An 18,531-nucleotide genomic window follows, 5' to 3' on the forward strand; every position below is an offset into this window, starting at 1 on the left:
TGACTCATTACCTAAAATCAAAATTAAGTTGATAGATTGAAACCAATGTTTTACATTTAGAAAAGTAACTATTGTGTATCAAACTGACTAATTATGAACTTTCTAAAAAAGCTAATTACTTCTTACAAAGATAAATTTCAAAAACCTGAAATTCTGCTAGAAGAAGAATCACCTACTTGTCCGATCACAGCCATTGTGGAACAAGACCATCGAGTAGTCTATTTTTATTTGTTTGCCTCTCAAAATTCAAATTTTGGTATGAAATCTTGTTGGGTTAGAAATCTGGTTGAGGCTCCTGATGAATCTGAAATTGGAACAATGCTTAATGGCAAGGCTCCATTGATGCCTAAACAGTTCTGTAAATTCCCTAATGGACAGAAACCTCTTGATGCTTATGATCTTAAAATTATTTGGACAGAGGAAGGAGATGCTGCTGCTCTGAAATATCAAGGAGAAATAGTTGCAATAATCCCAAGTTGGTCAGGTGAAGGTGATTTTCATGGATATGCAAGAGATGTTATTGGACAAAGTAACTTGGCTTGGGAAATTGGAACATCAAATGTCTTTTTAGAAAGAATCGAAAAGGCAAAGGAATTCTGGCAATCTTGGGGAGATGACTTGAACCCATTCCAAATTCAACAACCTCAAATTCTGAAGATATACGAAGAAACTTTTGGAAAGCAAGATACATACTATGCTATCGATGGAGGTGAATGGCCTCCGAAGGGATTGTATTTAAGAAAAGGAACATCTAAAAATGTTTTTGCAACAGTAGGTGTTTCATTGGTACCTATGCCTACAGTTGAAATGTATTTCGAAAAGTCTCATGAGTTAAATAGAATAGAACTAGGGTTGATATTAAATACAAGCATTTCAGAAAGCGACCTCCAAGAAACTGCCAATTATATAAGTGGTCAATCTTCCTTACCTTGGAACAATATCACTTTCTTGGGAGAAGGACATACCATTAACTTTAAACCCATTCAAAATTCTATCTTTAATGCTGTCATTTTAACCAATAAATTAGATGTATTACCCAAACCTGAATTGGAAGATTACAGAAGCTCAAAAGTGAACTTCCTTTGGATGGTGCCTATATCAGAAAAAGAGAGAAAGTTTGTGATGGAAAATGACAAAAGCGACATCATTCATAGATTAAATAAGATAGGAAATGAGGTCTTCTCTTTAGATCGTGAAGAAGTAGTTTAATGACACAAATGCTAAAAACTCAATTTCACTAAAATTGAAGATAATAGATAAAAAATGGTCGAAAATTAAACTTTAGTAGATTTTTGGCTACTTTTTTACTTGGTATTACCTATCAAAATTAACTAAAAGTATAATTTCAAGGATTTTTTGATAATGATGAATAAACTTCAATTAGCTAAATACTCAGCCACAATTATCGGTTTATTGTTAGCAATTCCCGGAATGTTATCTCTATTCTCTATTGAGTTGGATTACTTATTTAAAATGGGAATTATTTCACTTTTACCTATAGCTTTACCAATGGAATATGTTGGAAGTTACATAGGGAATAATTATACATTTACATCCTTTTTAGTACTCGTTGTTGTATCAACTATTTTTAGTGTAAGTACCTTTTTATTATTTCATCGGTTAAATACTAAAAAGAAACCTATAAGTCATTGGAAAGTGATCATCTTCTACCTTGCTCAATACTTCGTGATACACCCATTAGTAATTTATACATGGGTATTTTTCAATTCGAAAAATGCAGGAGACGGGCAGTTTATTTTTGGTATTTTAGAAATATATCCGATTAGTAGTTTGATATATTTAGGATATGGTTTTATGATGGATCATATGAAAAATAAATTTAGAAATATAGCTAAGGTTAAAGCTGTTTAAACAAAAACTATTGAGATAAAAATGAACTCCAAAACCATCTTTCTAACAGCACTCACAATAATTATCACAGCTTGTTCTGTTAAAACTTTTCAAAGAACTTTTATCGGAAATTGGAATGAAAAAGCTTTAGACTTTTCAGAGTCTATTCAATTTCAGGATAACACACGTTTATTGGATATTTTATTAGAAGATAAATATTTCGGAACTGGAAAAACAGATAATACATCACAAAAATATTTATGGTTAAGAGCACCCAATAACCTATCAGATTTTTTTGATGTGACTAAAAAGATAGGTTTAGAAAGACTACTGACTAAAGAAGAATACAATCAGGTTTTGGATGATGAAGCGTATTGGGGATATGCTTGGAAAGGAAAATCATTGAATATGATTGTGGATAGCTTGATTCTTGCTTATTCAGAGGAACATCAAAAGGAAAATTATTATTTGTCATTTTGGGAAAGACGAAGAGTAGAAAAAAATGATGTAGTAGTCTTCGATATTTTGAATCAAACCAAGGCATTCTATACTAAAGGAGTAATTGATATAAATGAAGATATCAATAGAAATGATTTATATGAGTTAATGCTTTTCAATATCAATTTAAATAGTGAAAAGGATAGTGTAAACCGACAAAAGATGACTATTGAGTATTTCGATGTATTGAAATCAAATGGTTTAGAACATTCTGCTTATAATTTGATTTCTGAAACAGATTATCATCAATTTATTCTAGAAAAAGAGGATAGTTTATTACAGACCTTGACATATGATACCATACCTGAAGAAGTCTATTGGGTGACAAGAAATAACGCAAGTTGGGTGAGGTCTTATCGTGATAATGGGCCTTAATGATTATAGGTTTGATAATTCCTTAATTTGTAAATTCATTTATTCGACTTAAATTAATTACAAGATTAAATTAAAGTCAAAATGAACATCACCAAAATCATAAATCAAACCCAACAACCCAAACTATACGAAAAAGGAACCTCATTTATGTGGACCGATCCTTATATCTCCAAACAGTTACTGCAAGTACATTTAAATCCAGATATCGATTTGGCCAGTCGAAAAAAGGCGACCATAGAAATGACGGTTGACTGGATTTTGAGTGCTCAGAATGGAGATCAGCCACTAAAGATTTTAGATTTAGGATGTGGACCAGGATTGTATACAGAACTACTAGCAAAAGCTGGTCATGATGTGACAGGTGTAGATATTTCTGAAAATTCTATTGCACATGCGAAAGTATCAGCCAAAGAAAAAGGGCTGAATATTACTTATAGAAACGAAAGCTATTTAGAAGCAGATCTTGGGGAAAATGAATACGACTTAGTGATTCTCATTTATACTGATCTAGGTGCATTAATTCCTTCCGATAGATCGCCTTTACTCTCTAAAATAGATCAAGCAGTTAAACCGGGTGGAACTTTTATTTTTGATGTTTTAAAGGACAGAAGTTTTCAGAAAAAACTCACTGGAAAGTCTTGGGAAGCGAGCAAAGAAGGCTTTTGGAAAGGCAGTCCCTATGTAGCATTATCAGAATCTTTTTTATATGAAAAAGAGAAAGTCATTTTATCCCAGCACACCATTATCGATGAAGACGAAAATATAGATATTTACCGTTTTTGGACTCACTTCTTTTCTCAAAACGATGTATCCAACATGTTATCATCATTAAGTTTCAGTAGCATCACATTTAACGATCATCTTCTTCCAGAAAGTGATATGTGGAATGGAGATAATGTTTTGTTTGTGAGGTGTGATAAGTAATCATTGAATTTATCCCTAAATTGCAAAGCAACCATCATAAACTCTCAATGGAAACCCCAGAATTTCATATTGATCATTTGATAAAACTTCTCAAAGAACAAGAACCCCAAAGGCTAGATTTGGTTTTTCATCTTGAAAAATTGATCACTAAAAAGTGGGAGCTTCAACCGTACATACAATTAGTATCTGATGAAAATGCGAATGAAACTGGAGCAGAATGGCAATTCGATGAAAACATTGTTTTGGAGGATCAGCAACAAGGGACAATAGTTCTTGATGTATTGAAAGATGGAAGAATTGGAGGGATTGAGTTTCTCGATCTTATATAAAAAAAGAAAGTCTCATATATCTATCTAATTTCGATATATGAGACTTTCTTTTATAAAGATAATATGAGGTTTCAACCTCATATTATCCCCACTTCAACAACCCACGATTTCAATCGTGGGATAGCAAGAGGCTAGGGAGGACCCCAAAGTATATCACAATCTTACTTCACTTCCCCAATCAACACCCCAGACACACACCAAGAACTAAAGCTATAACCACCTGCAGGTTCACCCTGAGGGATCTGAACTTCAAACTGATGCGTGCCAGAAGAAATATTCAATGGCGTTTGCACAGGGTTGGTTACTGTACCAGGGCACCATCCCGAACGGTCTAAATCAGAAGACGATTCCCCATTCCAGAAGTTTCCAGAAGCAGGGTTCAACTCACGGTAAGTACCACAATCGCATCTCCAAGGAGTATAAGAATAAGCCAACTGACCATCAATTAGAATGCGGTTTTCTTTTGGGTTGAACTCATCGCCACCACCCCAACCACCATGGCCAGTAGTGATATAGTGTAAATGTAAATCGCTTACATTTTCAGGAATAGAAATATCCACTTTTAGACCACCTGCACCAAACATCGTAGGGTAGTTCTGACTTGCCATTTCCAAAATGTTACACGTATTGAAAATTGGTTTCACCCAATACTCTTTTCTTTCTGCGGATGGCTTGTTTTCTTTTGGATAGTATTTCATTTTAAGGCTTACTTTATGACCACCTTTATCGTAGTTACCGATAAATACACCAATCCAAACCTCACCTTCTAAGATCGGTTCTAAGTAAGATATACTTTGTTTATAATAGGTATTGTTGGCCCAAGTAAGTCCATCCAAAACTCGTTTATCATTAAATTTATTGACCCCAAAAGGAGTGAAGAAACGCATTAATTCGATGGCCGGTTCAAAGTCACCTTCAGGGATCATACCGTGGTATTCCTTGCCGTCATTATCTGTAAACTTAGGCACCGTTTTGATACCGTTTTTCATGGCATCCAACATCGAAGGTTTGTCAGTATTACGAATCATGAAAACAGAACCCGTTCTATCGTAAGCATCGCCATTCGACATTTGTTCCAGCTCCAAGAATACATCACAAGGGACATCATGTTTAGGAAGTGTTACCTTCTTTAAGATCACAGTACCACCGCCAAAACGATACGTTAAGTTGTCTTGGTCACCTTCAGGATTTTTGATTTCATTTCCCCAAGAAATTTGTTCGTCATCAAAAATGTTTAAAGTAGTTACCACACCTTGTTGTGCTTTGTATCTTAGGTTGACAACATCCAACTCCTCACCCAATTCGTCAGGCATTAATTGCATGTCTTTTGTCTCTTTTGATTTAAGCTTTTTAAACGATGTGGCCATTTGTACCGAAGAGCCATTTCTAACGGTTTTCAATACCAAAGCATCCTTGATAAAATAGCTTGGCGTACCTTTAATACCCGCTTCTTTAGTGTACCATACTTCAATGGTATTCGAGAAACTGATAAACTTGATCTTATCACATTGATACCCAAGAATAGTGGTGTCGTTTTCTGTCAATTCAATTTCACCTTGTGGTGATTGATCAGAAACAGAGTAGAAACGTTTTCCTTGAATATCAGCAATAGTGAATGTTTTATTTTTATTATAATCCAGTACTTGATATTGAGTCACCCTTTTCAACATTTCAGATAACTCAAAAGGATAAACACGTTCTACTTTAGCTAAATTGTTATGGAAGGTAAGTTCAGTTTTTCCATATTCTGTATTTGGTTTTCCATTGTAAAAAGAGTGGTATTCCACAACGGCACTCAGCTCTTTTTGTTTCTTTTGAGCATAGGTCATGCTAAAAACAGATAAGAGAAAGAGGATTAAAATTGATTTCATTGGTAACGAATAGATTTAATATGAATCTTTTATTTATTTAATGTATTTATGAACCTTAAATTATTCATCAAATAGTCGATTCGAAAATAAAGATTGATAACAAGTTTAATTATTAGAAAATAGTGGATTAAATACTGAAAAAAGGACCATATAGAATGAATGTTTGATACTCAAAATACCACTTTCATAATTATTCAACATTCAGACAATAAGAAAAAAATCCATCAATAAACGGGCACAAAATTTTATAGAACCACCGTTTCAATCAATAATTCAAAGAGAGATAAAGAAAGTTGATTAGTATTACATCATATGAAATGCAAATCAAATACTAGAAACCATGCAAACAACTACTTTTAGAAAAGTAACTTCACTTCTACTTTTAATTGGCTTTAATGCGACCATGTTAATGGCAGATCCGCCCGATCCTCCAGCAGGTAAAGTGTGGGTTTTAAATCATGAAATGAGTGATGAATTTGATGCTAATAGTCCAAATACAGATAAATGGAGATTGTTCGATAAAGCAGAGTCTTGGGGGCGTACGGCCGCATTTGATAAACGAATTCTAGAGCCTGTAAAAGATCCAAACTCGGATAACTATTATATGAGCATGAACCCGATGTGGTATTACGAAGATGAACGTTTTCCACGTGGGAATGGTAAAGATTATCACTTCGCAGGAGGTGGTATGGATACAAAGGTTTTACAGACGTACGGTTATTTCGAAGTACGCGTTAAACCATCTGATTTCCCAATGGGATCGGGAGTGTTTATGAACTCAAGAGGAACGACATCAGACGATTGTAATACAAAATATGCAACGGAGTTGGACATTATTGAAAATATGGGATATACAGGCCCGTTTAACGAACATGGAGATGGCTCTTTCAATAATATTCAACATGTAAACTCTCATTCCAAACCATTTTCTGATGAGAACGGTTCATGTCAGCGTTTACCTTACGAAACAACAAGTAGTGGTGTGGTACCTCCAAGTTTAGCGGCACCTCTAGGTTGGAATACGGTGGGTATGTGGTGGAAAGATGCCAATACAGCTATGTTCTATAACGACGACAAGTATTTTGGTACAATTACTCCTACAAGAGATTACTTCATGCCAATGCCTGTAATTATTGTCATGGAAACTTACAATTGGGGAGATGATGATGAAAAGAATGCGACTAATCCTAAACCAGAAGAGTGGATGTTCGAAGACGATTTCCGTACAAAAGCACAACGAGCAGTAATGTACGATTGGGTGAGAGTTTGGAAATTGGTTGATATTGATCAGGCAGAGTTTAATTCGAATAAAGACAATATCAAAGGTTATGAAGAAAATATCACTGCCTATCCTTCGTATCAGTTTTCTACTACCTTGATTTATTCAGCATCAACAGATAGAAAAGTAACGGTGACTTTATACGGTCCATCGAATACTATTTTAGCAGAAAAAACATACGATGTTGCTCAAGGTGTGAAATCATTGTTTACTGAATTTAATTTAGATGCAGAATTAGCTATCGATACAGGTTACAAAGTAGTTTATGAAATTAAAGATGGTAACTCAGTACTAAAAACTACATCAACCACTTTTGATGTAGTAGAGAAACCTCTAGAGAAAAAATTATGGGACGATGAAATCCCAACTTCTTTAGCGCCAGGGAAAACATCTTACCCTATCAATGTAAAATACGAAGCTGATGAGCCATGTAAAATCAATATCGAAATCAGAAAGCCTGATGGTAGTTGGTTTGGAAGTGGTAATATGAATGTTGAGGCGGGTAGTGGTGTAGCTACAATTAATGTAAGCATGCCTTCTGCAACTCCGGCTGCCGCTAATTATTTCTACAAAGTGTATATGCATCGTCAAGGATACGATTGGAAAGATCCAGAAGCGGTTTCTATTGATCCTGTTGTATATTTTAATGTGGAAGAACCTATCGAACCAGCCATCAAATTATTAACTGTTCCTACAGAAATTGAAGGTAATGCTACGGAAGTGGAAGTTGAATTCTCTTATGGAACTTATGAGAACGGTACACTAAAAATCGAATTACGTGATAAAGACGATAACGTGATGATCGATGAGGTGAGAACAGAACGTATTGGCCAACGAACGCTAACACGGTACATCAAAATGGATGCAGATATTCCTCCATCAGACGATTATAAAATCTATATTGAGTTCACACCAGATAAAGGAAGCTTTGAAAAAGTAACGGATGAGGTTTCAGGCATTACTGTCACAGAAAATGTAGCAAGTGTGGATGAAATCAATACAAAATCGAGAGCTTTAAAAGTGTATCCTAACCCTGTGGAAGGAACGCTTAAAATGGTAGTAGAAGAACGCTTAAATGATATCCAAAAGGTAGAAGTACTTAACGTAAATGGACAATTATTAAAAGTGATTTCTGCACAAAATGGAAAATCGATTTCCAATATCTCAGTGTCTGATTTGACATCAGGTACTTATTTGTTGAGAGTGACGACGGGTAGCGATGTGTATACGAGTCGTTTTATCAAAAAATAGATATTGATTACATCACTTTCTTTTAGAAGTCATAGCCAATAATATCATGTTAGTACCATTTTTTTAATAAATTAAGAAAGACAAAGATGTAATTATATTCGAGTCGTTTGGAACTATGAACGAAACCTTAGAAGAATATAAGGAAATAAAAACAAAAATATTGTTGGTTAGAAATCACAGATATCTCGGCAGAAGAAAATATTCTTTATTATAAAAACCTAGATAAAGAAAAAGAGTTTTACTGATTGAAACTGATAATGCTAAAAATAACAACAGAAGAGATGGTGGAAATTGAGAATGGATTGGATTTGAGGTAGACTATTATTATTCCAGTTTTTACAGGAAAAGAGTCTGTAAAACACTGTATTTTGGTTTATTATTTTAATATAACATGCCTGTATATAAATTAATAAACACCTAATTTGTGTATTAAATTGTTGCGTATTACATTGTAAGAGCAAATAGTGATAATATTTTATCAAAAATGGGATAAAGGGATTTCCTTATATAGGCTTTGGGTATAAAAAAGGAAGCGACTCTGCAAAGTCACCCCCTCTTTTTACTTAAACCCCTAATTTAGGATTTGTGTTTTACAAAAACACCCCAAACTGTAGCAACAGTCGAAATAAAGGTGAATACCAACATTATTATTTCAATCATTTTTTTTGTCTGCTCCTTTCAGACATTAATAATATAACATAAATACAAAATTTCAACGCATCTTGGTCTGCAAACTAATGATGCGTTTTTTATACTTCTATAAATACTTTTTAAATTTAAGTAAATACTACGAGTTAAAAAACTCTTTTCTTCGTCATAATAATACTCTTTTCTAATAGCTTCTCTGTAAAACTGATTTGTCTATTATAATTTTCTGTTTTTTTTTTGATAAACAGTTTTTTTATTATGATTAAATTAACTTTTAGTTACTTTTTTCTCCCTCGTTTATTTAGCACCTGATAATGTTTTAACAATAAAAAAACTTCTATATTAATATGAGCAAATGTTAATAGTGTTTAAAATTTTTATAAAAAATAACATAATCTTCTAAAAGGGGGCGATTCAATCACCATTAATCTTTTTCGATCATATAATTGGTATAACAAAAATCAGGATTAATAAAAAAGAGCTACTACTAAATCAATCTTGATCTATGAGAATTCAAATGTCTAAACGTATTAACATCCTATCTAGAAGATGAAATTGCTATTGATCTTATAATTATTCATTAAAGAAAGAAATCAAAAAGCTGAAGGCAAAATTTGTTATCAAATACAAGGTCAAAAGAGACATTACAGAAGTTTTAAGAAGAGTAAGTTGGAGAGGCAATAATTTTCATGTAATGCTTATTATTTTTCAATACGTATGAAGCTAATATATTTCTATCCAATAATGATAGTATTGGCTATATATGCCATACAAATTAATCCTAAAACGTATTGGAAGATAATAAGTAACGAAACAAGTTTGTTGGTATATTTTATTTCCTTAAAATCTAGCTTTATACCAAAAAACACAAACGAAGTGAAAAGGAAATTATAGTATATATATTTTATAAAGAAATTATTAGATTCAAGTATTGAGTGTAGAAGTATTATATCATATGTATTTCTAAGTTTGTTGGTTAGTGTAAATGGAATATTTATCAAGAACAGGGCAATAAATATTATGAACGTATTTCTAAAAATCCACATCTTGTTGTATCCATAATCCCACCATACATAATCTAGTTTATTTAATCCATGATACCATAAATATGGAAATCCTAACCAATTCTTTTTATTTAATTTAGCTTTTGAGATATACGTATACTCTTTTTTCTCTTTATCTGCTTTTTCATATCCAGTGTTATACCCATACTTTTCTTGCATTTTCATTATCTGCTCGTAGACTGATACTGTAGAGGTGTAATGTTTTTCAAAGTTTCTAGTAGAGTCGTATTGAATGTATAATTTAAACCCTTGGCTGTAGTCGAATTTAAATTTTTCAATATTGGTTGAGTTTAGACTAATATGACAGATTGTTTTGTTTGGGTTTAGTTTACATAGACTTAGATCAACTATTTCTTCTGAAGTGACTTGATCAAATATTATTGTGTCGGGTAAAGTAGAATTGCTGAAATCAATTTTTTCTTTAAAAATGGATTTAGAAAAGTATATTATGGAATTAAATTCAGTCAATGAAAAATTAGCTTCAGAATCAAATCTTGCACCTGTGAAATCAGCTTTGGAATTAAATATAGCACTTATGAAATAGGTAGCAGAATCAAATCTTGTACCTGTGAAATCTGTAAAATTATTAAAATTTGTATCTGAGAAGTCTGTAAAATTATTAAATTTTGTGCTTAAGAAATATACCTCAGAGTTAAATTCAGTCGTTGAGAAGTCTGTAAAATTGTTAAATTTTGTGTTTAAGAAATATGCCTTAGAAATAAATTCAGCCATTGAGAAATCTGCTTTAGAATTGAATTCGGTTTTAGAGAAAAATGCTTCAGAATTAAATTTAGTCATCGAGAAGAATGCTTCAGAATTAAATTTAGCCTTTGAGAAAAATGCTTCAGAGTTAAATTCAGCCATTAAGAAATTAGCTTCAGAATTAAATTTAGCATTTGAGAAATTTAATTCATTAACAAACAGTGACATCTCAAAATTTCCGTTAGAAATAATGTTTGTAACAATTAAAATCGAATTATTATCAAATTCATTTAGTAAAATAGAGTCGTAACAAACTTCATATTCAACTGAATCTCTATCTAAATAAAATATTCCAGATTTGAAATTACAATTTTGAGCAATTAGTATTTGTACATTCAAAAATAATAAGATACTAGAAAGTAGAAGTTGTTTCATTTTAGTAAAATAGAACTAGGGTTTAGATATAAAGAAAAAAAACAAGCTAGAAAAAAATATACTAGCTTGCTAATTCGATTAATTGAAAAAACTCGAAAATCTATTCGTGAACCTTAAAAAAAATTGTTCCCACCAATTTTCTTGATCTGAGTTATCTATATTCTTTTCAGGCCAATCTATTGCTCTGACAATTTTGTTTTTTTTAATCCAATAATGTGACTCACAATTAAAATTCCAATTACCTATTGATGGAGAAAGAGAAATAGTTTCACCATCGTATAATAAATTCCAATCTTTTGGAGATAAAGGTGTAATTACTTTATTACCACAACCACACATACAATTATGTATGGCTGTAGCATATTCCATTGACACATAAAGTGTATTATCCTTAATCTCTTCGGGAATCTCTTCCAAAAAAACTAATTTTATTTCACTCATCATTATAGATTAAAAGTTCATTAATATCCATGGTAAGGTTATGAGATCTTTCATGCTCTTTATAAAATTGAAATAATTGTTTCCATTTTATTACAGCAATACTTGCATTAAGCATATTCAATTCAGATATCTGTATGTTTGAATTATACTCATTTTCTTCACTCTTAACCAATGGTATCCGATTATCAATATGATCTTTTTTATTAGGAGTAACTAAAGTAGTTCTAGATACTCCTATTAGATCTTGATCCTCAGTAATACTTACACTAATACCTACATCGATAAAAGAAATACATTTACTAATTAAGTGATCAATGATCAATTTTTTAGCTTCGTTATCATCTATTGATATGAATATAAAAGAAAGCCCATCAACTTTGTTCAAGTTTTGTTCAGTTAAATACTCATCACATACAGTAATATTTTTATGCATATTACTGTATATTTCCGACATTCTAGATGCTTTGTTTTTTTGTAATTTCAATTCTTCTAATGAAGGAGCTCCTGGAGATCTAAAAGCATTATGTTGTAGAAATTTGTCTCCATCAAATAAAGAAATTTCTTTAACTGGTGTTTTAGCAATTAGGTCTAAAATATAAGACCCTGTTCCTCCTAACCCAATAATACCTATTCTTTGATTGTAGAATTTATTTTCTAAAAAAGAGATATTGGCTCTACTGGAATTGGTATCTACATAATTGAATGAAATATTATTACTCTTATTCATAATTGGTGAAAAGGTTTTAGGAGTTACATTTTCATCAATTGACTGAGCTTCGTGACATAATATTCTACAATAAGTAGTTAGAAGTTCATAGTAATCATCGTATTTACCACCGTTATGTTTTGGTTTACTAGATAGGTAAAACGTAGGTGTTAACTTATTATTAATCGTCAATCTTTGTTGTGAGTTGACAATATTTAAGAGCTTTTGACCATTACTTGAACATGGGTACTCACCTACAAAATGAGCTATATGTGTTGCAGGTTTTAAAATATTCCCTCCATTTAGATTAAGAGGGGTGATTAAATCACCTCTCTTAATCTGTTTCTGAGAATTAACATAAGGAATATTACTAATCATGATGTGAGAATCAATAATTGTAACTTCATATCCCTCATTTTGTAACCGTTTGAGGTCTGTACTAGGATTTATCTGTGGAAGTGACATTGAATCTCATTTTAGATTTAACAATTACTTTATCACCTTTGACCATAGAGCCATTTCGATTCTCCTTAGGGCCATTTGCATATGTAACAGTATATGCTTTATTCACATTACCATTATCACAATGACCAAAAGCTAAGATTACAACCTCTTCGAAAGATATTTCTTCATTTTTCCAAAGTTTTGGAGAAGCATTAACTAAGAGTTTAAAGGACTTTTTCTTAATAATAAATCTCTCAATACCTTTTTTACTAAAATCTATAGTTTCTTCAGGAGTTATTTTTTCCTCTCCATTTTTAGTGATTTGATATATATCAAAATTAGAACTGTTAACTTCAGCTATATCGAAAAGTTCCGACCCCGTAATTTTCACTGAGTCAGATAAATACTTTTCGCCATCTACTTTAAACTTATAATATGTTTGTGGTTTATAAATTACCACTCTGTCCTTTTTAAAAAGGTCCTCAATATCACACACATTGTTATTGTCAAATGTGTTGTTAAATTTTTTTATCATTTTTTAAAAATTTTTTATGAAAATAACTTATTAGTAATATCCATTACTAATAGAATAATTTATAAATAACATGTAATCAGCTATTTATGAGTTGTATAAATAAATTTTTAAAAAGGTCTATCTGCTGTATTTAATGTTGAATAATTACAGAAGATATTACATTAGAAATGTTAATCAACACTTTGGATTTGGTATGAATCGAAAAAATTATCTAGTTTTGAGTGTCACGTCGAAACTTAATCACACAAAGGGGACCAACCTTATCGTGTTTATTTTTCAAAAAAAACCAAATCAAGTAGTAATCTTCTGCTTGATTTTTTTTTGTCAAAAATTCACTAAATGATAATATTCAAGTGAATTGATTATTTACAATAACAAATATATATTAATATGTTTTGTTTTGCAAATAATACATCAAAAAAAATAATGTTTGAATGACAAACGTTTGTGTCGCAAACATTATTTTTGTATATTAAAAAAAGTAATTAAATTGCGATGGAAAAAGGTACAGATATTTTTTATTCCTCTATTATTGATAAAATAGTGCTTCAAAGAAAGGAGATGGGTCTAACTCAAGAATCCTTTGCCAAAAAAATTGGATTATCAAGGCCAACTTATGTCAATATAGAGCAGAGAAGGCATAGACCGACATTATATACTCTTTATAACATATCAACCTTTACCGGTAAGGATATGAACTATTTTTTTGAATCAATACCACAAGATAAAGTAGAACAATCTACTGTTACTCGAAAAATAAAAAATAAACTAAACTCAAATGAACAAGAAACTTTACTTGAGTTCATAAGAAAAATTAAATAACTATATCAAAACACAATTATCATGATTAAAATAAAGAAAATTGAAGAAAAGGCAGATGAGCTTTTAAAGCAATTTAATATTGAAAGAGCTCATGTTAATGTGGAAAAGATTATAAAAGATCTAGGTATACATATTGAGTATGGAGAAATTGGTGATACAGTATCAGGTTTTCTCCTGTCAAAAGATGGGAAAGATACTATTGCTGTTAATCATAGTCAGTCTGAAGAAAGGCAAAGATTTACATTAGCTCATGAGTTAGGACATTTTCTTTTCCATAGAAAGGGTCAATATGATGATATTTTTATTTCAAACATTCATTTTAGAAATGAAAAGTCATCGACAGGGGAACATAGAAAAGAACGTGAAGCTAATTCTTTTGCAGCTGCAATCTTAATGCCTGAACAGTTTATCGAAAATGAGATTGAAAAAATCGAACTTAATAATATACAATCTGTTGAAGCAATAGTCAAATCACTTGCTAAAACTTTTAAAGTCAGTGAAGTGGCGATGACTTATAGATTGGTTAATTTAGGATATAATATATGAACGTTTTGTACAGTAGGCAGTCCCATAAATAATAATGAGACTGCCTTTTCTCTATTAAATACCCTTAGAAATTAACCTTCAAAGTTGTAATCCCAAAGGCTTCAGTATTCACTTTCACCTTATTTTTGTCTACTTCTAATGTATCCATATCCTCTTCTAAGATAGTTGTTGTAAATGCTGATTTTATGGTTTGTTGGAAATCAATATTCACCGTTTCCTCTTGATCGCTTACGTTGTAAAAACGAATAATCAACGCATCACTATCTTCAGCTTTTTTGATGGCAGTCACGACAATATTCTCATTATCCATAGAGATAAATTGTTGAGTTGCTTTCAAGCTTGGTTTACGAAGTGTCTGTGGTCTGAAAACTACTTCAAGTTGTTCAGCGTTCTCGATACCGTTTTGGTTATCCGTTATTCTATCGGCATCACCTGTACTCAAAGAGAATTTAAAGGCATGATTCCCTGTTTGAGGATAAGGATTACCTTCCCAGTGACAGCTGTGTCTCGAGGCAAATAAGATAGGTTGAAGTGTGATTTTCTCCTTATCCAAAACATCATAATAATCGGCGGCAGCCACAGAAGAGGTAACCACTAAAGAAGAATTATCTGATTTTGCAGCGATCCAGTTTTCAATTCCTCTTGGGTGAATATCTTTATTAGGAGTTGTGTAACTACCTTGTGCACTACCGCCAGCAGCACCCGCAGCTTCATCTTTGCCTACTTCCAATACGCCATAAGGTACTTGATATTCCACCGTTTTCATCGAATTATTTACAGGGAATGCCACTCTGTATTCTCTGTACATAGTACCTTCCCAATTTTTTACATCAATCGCAAAATCAATTTTTTCTAGGGATTGATACACTCTAATCGTTTCTTCGACAACACCATCACCTAATTTTTGTCGGAAAGAATAGTCCGTAAAAATATCCCCTTTGTTGCTTATGGTCCAGTTGATATTTTTATCCTTAAGTTGCTCGAAATCTTCTAATGTAGGATGTTGAACTTTAACGAACTCACCTGCACCATTTCCTTCAGAAGTAAGGAAGAAAACTTCACCACCTAAGAAGTTAGTATTATCAATTAACTCTTCATCATTCGATTTTTTGATTAAACTTTCAATGCCTCCATTCCCCAAAGAAATGCTATAATAATCAGTCTCTATCTTTTTTATGTCAGCATCAGCGTTAGCATGATTTTCTGTTCCTTCTACAACATAATAAGAGGTATAACCTAAAGCAGGTACCTGACCAATGAAATGAACTTTGGCAGATTTTAGATAACCATTATTGTATCTTTCCACCTCAGTTAATTGCGATTTAACCGGTTTACCGTCGGCATCTATCATTGAGAAATGCTTGATTTCATTTTCGTTAAACGAAACTTCCTTTTCAATGATATTATCGTAATTCCAATTCAAGTGATTAAAAATAACCATTGGAACCCCTTTCTTTTTAAAGTTGATGTGACCTGCAATTTGTTTCGCCTGATCTGTATAAATAGCATCTGCTACATGTAAAGCGTTATTGTACTTTTCCTTAAAAACGGCATCGGTAATGTCTCCATTTTTACCACCCCAACCATGATCAGGATAAATTTTATTTTCCCATGCTTGGTACAATTCTTTTTGTGGATAGTTGACCGAAGAGGCATCAATGAGTTGATGGAAAGCAGAAAGTTTCTCTGCCCCAACCAATCTTTTATCAGCAGTTCGACTTAACAAAACAGCTTTTTGATGTGAAGGTCCATGAATGTACACCCATAAATTTGGTCTTTCACCTTTGATGGTTTTAAGGTTTTCTGAGTTTTCATAAATGAGGTCCACAAACTTATCTGTCGTCATCAATTTAATTTTTGGAAGCACACATGCCTTACGATTTACCCCGGGTTGTTCAATAAACTTGATCTGATTCCAGAATGTGGTAATCGCTGTATAATCCTTTGCCGGACTCATATCCCAATCCGATAAAATAGGAATGATTGCTTTTGATCTATCTTTTGAATTGTAGTCCTTCGTCCACTCTAAACTCTTTTCAGCTACATGATTTGTAGCAATTTCGAGTGTTTGATTTAACCCTAGAAAATCCAATGAATAGTGATCTAAAGAAAACACAATAATATCGTCTCCATTGGGTGCTTCCCATTTAAAAATACCTTTTTCCTGACGGCTAATCACCAATTTATTTACTCCTGATTTTGCCATTATTTGAGGCATCTGAAGCGTTCTACCCGGAACATCCATGTTCCAATACGTATCTGCATTGTATCCATCCAATAACTCAGCAAGGTATTTTTTACCGTGTATAAACTGACGGGATAAAGATTCTCCTGAGTACATTTCTTCATAAGGCTGAGTATAAGACGCACCTACAGAGATTTTTTCTTCGTTTAATAACTGAACAATTTTCTCCTTACTTTCCGGATGTCTATCAATATACTCTTGAATCATTAAAGCATCTTCGATATCAAAACTATATTCGTCGAGTTTTAGTGCATCGTTAATAATCGGAGTAATCAACATCGTATCTCTTTCTACAATGCACTTTTCAGGAGTGTCCATCCAAGCAATATCTTGATGAGAACTGTTCATTAAAGCGACAGTACCCTCCGTCATATTCAATTGAGAAACCTTCACCACATTCTCTACCATTTTTGGAGCGTATTTGATAGTAAACTCAGAGGTAAACGTATCTCCTTTTAGTTGATTCTGATAAGTGATATATGTATTTTCATTTGGTCGAACACTTGCATATTCATCGTTTTGACCAAATTGTCCTTCTGCAATTAAAGTACTATTTGATGCTACAATCTGATAAGTTTCTCCAGCCAAAGTTCTACTTGAGAACGGCAATTCGATCGTACCTTCAAACGGAAATTTCTCTGAAGCAATATCAAATGTTTGCCCTTTAACAATTAAATGAGCTTTCTTCTCTGTATAACTTTTTGATAACGCTAACTGAGCTTTTACTTTAGTAGCATCAGAAACAAAAGAAACTTCACCTTTCATCTCTTTTACAGCTTTCCCATAAATATCTGTTGGAATAGTCGTCTCTTTAAATGTCATAAACCAAGAATGAGAGCCTGATTTATCACCTTCAATAGATAAAGAAACCACATCAGACGTAATTAAATTTTCTGGTACTTTTAAGTACATATAACCATGTGCATCTTCGTGCATATCGAGTTTTTGTACATAAAATGTAAGGCGACTTCCGTCCGCTCCATCGATACTCCAACTTGTCTTAATGTCTTGTTTAAAAGTAAACATAGATTGCCCATTTACCTTTAATGTAAATTGAGGGGCAGGTACGGCTACATCAATTGCAGCTAACCAAAGGAATTCATAGAACCCATTGTTTTTGGTGACGGCTTTTGCTTCCCATTCGATAGTATCATTGGCTCGAGCAATTAAACATTTGGTATTCCCTCCAATGACCGATTGGTAGGCAAAATCTTTTCCAGAAGTACTTTTAGAATAGCCCGAATTCATTAATCGAGCATCAATAGCTATTTCGTCGAAAGAAGTTGTTGGCTTTTCCTGTGATTGAGAAAAACCGAGTAATACAATTAAATTTAGGATGATTGTTAGGTTAATGCATTTCATCATTTAGGAATCATTATTTAGTAATTTAAAATCATTTCATTAGTTAAGCTTTTAGAATCTTTCTGATTAAGCACTTAAATATAGTGTATAAACTACCATAAATAGTTAGGGATGATTTTCTATTACATATCTTTAACGAGTACGGTGTTATAAGTTAATTTTAGGAAAGGATTCACCTAAAAAGCATCGAGCTTATTTCAGTG

General features: G+C 32.4%; 14 protein-coding genes. 8 read left to right on the forward strand and 6 right to left on the reverse strand.

Annotation, left to right across the window (positions count from 1 at the left end; all coding sequences use genetic code 11):
• The first annotated feature begins 93 nt into the window (after window positions 1-93).
• The 5 genes from KMW28_RS03625 (at window position 94) to KMW28_RS03645 (ending at window position 3,977) form a co-directional block, all read left to right on the forward strand.
• A complete protein-coding gene (locus tag KMW28_RS03625; protein WP_169666511.1) occupies window positions 94-1,209 on the forward strand; it encodes a suppressor of fused domain protein in 1,116 nt (371 codons plus the stop codon).
• Between the two features lie 153 nt (window positions 1,210-1,362).
• Complete coding sequence (locus KMW28_RS03630) at window positions 1,363-1,872, forward strand: hypothetical protein (protein WP_169666513.1); 510 nt, start codon at window positions 1,363-1,365, stop codon at window positions 1,870-1,872.
• A gap of 21 nt (window positions 1,873-1,893) precedes the next feature.
• A complete protein-coding gene (locus KMW28_RS03635; protein ID WP_169666515.1) occupies window positions 1,894-2,724 on the forward strand; it encodes a hypothetical protein in 831 nt (276 codons plus the stop codon).
• 81 nt (window positions 2,725-2,805) lie between these two features.
• On the forward strand, window positions 2,806-3,648 hold the full coding sequence (locus tag KMW28_RS03640) for a class I SAM-dependent methyltransferase (protein WP_169666517.1): 843 nt from the start codon (window positions 2,806-2,808) through the stop codon (window positions 3,646-3,648).
• 47 nt (window positions 3,649-3,695) lie between these two features.
• A complete protein-coding gene (locus tag KMW28_RS03645) occupies window positions 3,696-3,977 on the forward strand; it encodes a hypothetical protein (protein ID WP_169666520.1) in 282 nt (93 codons plus the stop codon).
• 161 nt (window positions 3,978-4,138) lie between these two features.
• Here KMW28_RS03645 and KMW28_RS03650 read toward each other — a convergent pair whose 3' ends face one another.
• Entirely contained in the window at window positions 4,139-5,848 is a 1,710-nt protein-coding gene (locus tag KMW28_RS03650) for a PNGase F N-terminal domain-containing protein (RefSeq protein ID WP_169666523.1), read from the reverse strand.
• 340 nt (window positions 5,849-6,188) lie between these two features.
• Between KMW28_RS03650 and KMW28_RS03655 the strand changes: the two genes are divergently transcribed.
• The gene (locus KMW28_RS03655) at window positions 6,189-8,378 is read left to right on the forward strand and encodes a T9SS type A sorting domain-containing protein (protein ID WP_169666526.1); all 2,190 of its coding nucleotides are present in this window, start codon (window positions 6,189-6,191) and stop codon (window positions 8,376-8,378) included.
• Between the two features lie 1,382 nt (window positions 8,379-9,760).
• Here KMW28_RS03655 and KMW28_RS03660 read toward each other — a convergent pair.
• The 4 genes from KMW28_RS03660 to KMW28_RS03675 all read right to left on the reverse strand — a co-directional run bounded on the left by KMW28_RS03660 (window position 9,761) and on the right by KMW28_RS03675 (window position 13,353).
• Entirely contained in the window at window positions 9,761-11,227 is a 1,467-nt protein-coding gene (locus KMW28_RS03660) for a pentapeptide repeat-containing protein (RefSeq protein WP_169666529.1), read from the reverse strand.
• 78 nt (window positions 11,228-11,305) lie between these two features.
• Window positions 11,306-11,668 (reverse strand): DUF6527 family protein, encoded by a 363-nt coding sequence (locus tag KMW28_RS03665; RefSeq protein ID WP_215585796.1) that lies wholly within the window; start codon window positions 11,666-11,668, stop codon window positions 11,306-11,308.
• Window positions 11,661-12,839: a ThiF family adenylyltransferase gene (locus KMW28_RS03670; protein WP_169666531.1), complete on the reverse strand. Its 1,179-nt coding sequence runs from the start codon at window positions 12,837-12,839 to the stop codon at window positions 11,661-11,663. The genes KMW28_RS03665 and KMW28_RS03670 overlap by 8 nt, the downstream gene beginning before the upstream one ends.
• Complete coding sequence (locus KMW28_RS03675) at window positions 12,814-13,353, reverse strand: multiubiquitin domain-containing protein (protein WP_169666533.1); 540 nt, start codon at window positions 13,351-13,353, stop codon at window positions 12,814-12,816. The genes KMW28_RS03670 and KMW28_RS03675 overlap by 26 nt, the downstream gene beginning before the upstream one ends.
• Window positions 13,354-13,848: 495 nt before the next feature.
• On the opposite strand from KMW28_RS03675, the gene KMW28_RS03680 reads away from it, so the two are divergent.
• Both KMW28_RS03680 and KMW28_RS03685 read left to right on the forward strand, forming a co-directional pair.
• Entirely contained in the window at window positions 13,849-14,175 is a 327-nt protein-coding gene (locus KMW28_RS03680; RefSeq protein WP_169666535.1) for a helix-turn-helix transcriptional regulator, read from the forward strand.
• Window positions 14,176-14,196: 21 nt separating this feature from the next.
• Window positions 14,197-14,721, forward strand: coding sequence for an ImmA/IrrE family metallo-endopeptidase (locus KMW28_RS03685; RefSeq protein ID WP_169666537.1), 525 nt, complete (start codon window positions 14,197-14,199; stop codon window positions 14,719-14,721).
• A 64-nt stretch (window positions 14,722-14,785) separates the two neighbouring features.
• Here KMW28_RS03685 and KMW28_RS03690 read toward each other — a convergent pair whose 3' ends face one another.
• Entirely contained in the window at window positions 14,786-18,331 is a 3,546-nt protein-coding gene (locus tag KMW28_RS03690) for a glycoside hydrolase family 38 N-terminal domain-containing protein (RefSeq protein ID WP_169666539.1), read from the reverse strand.
• Window positions 18,332-18,531: the final 200 nt, after the last annotated feature.

Source organism: Flammeovirga yaeyamensis, assembly GCF_018736045.1.
Taxonomy (GTDB): Bacteria; Bacteroidota; Bacteroidia; order Cytophagales; family Flammeovirgaceae; genus Flammeovirga; species Flammeovirga yaeyamensis.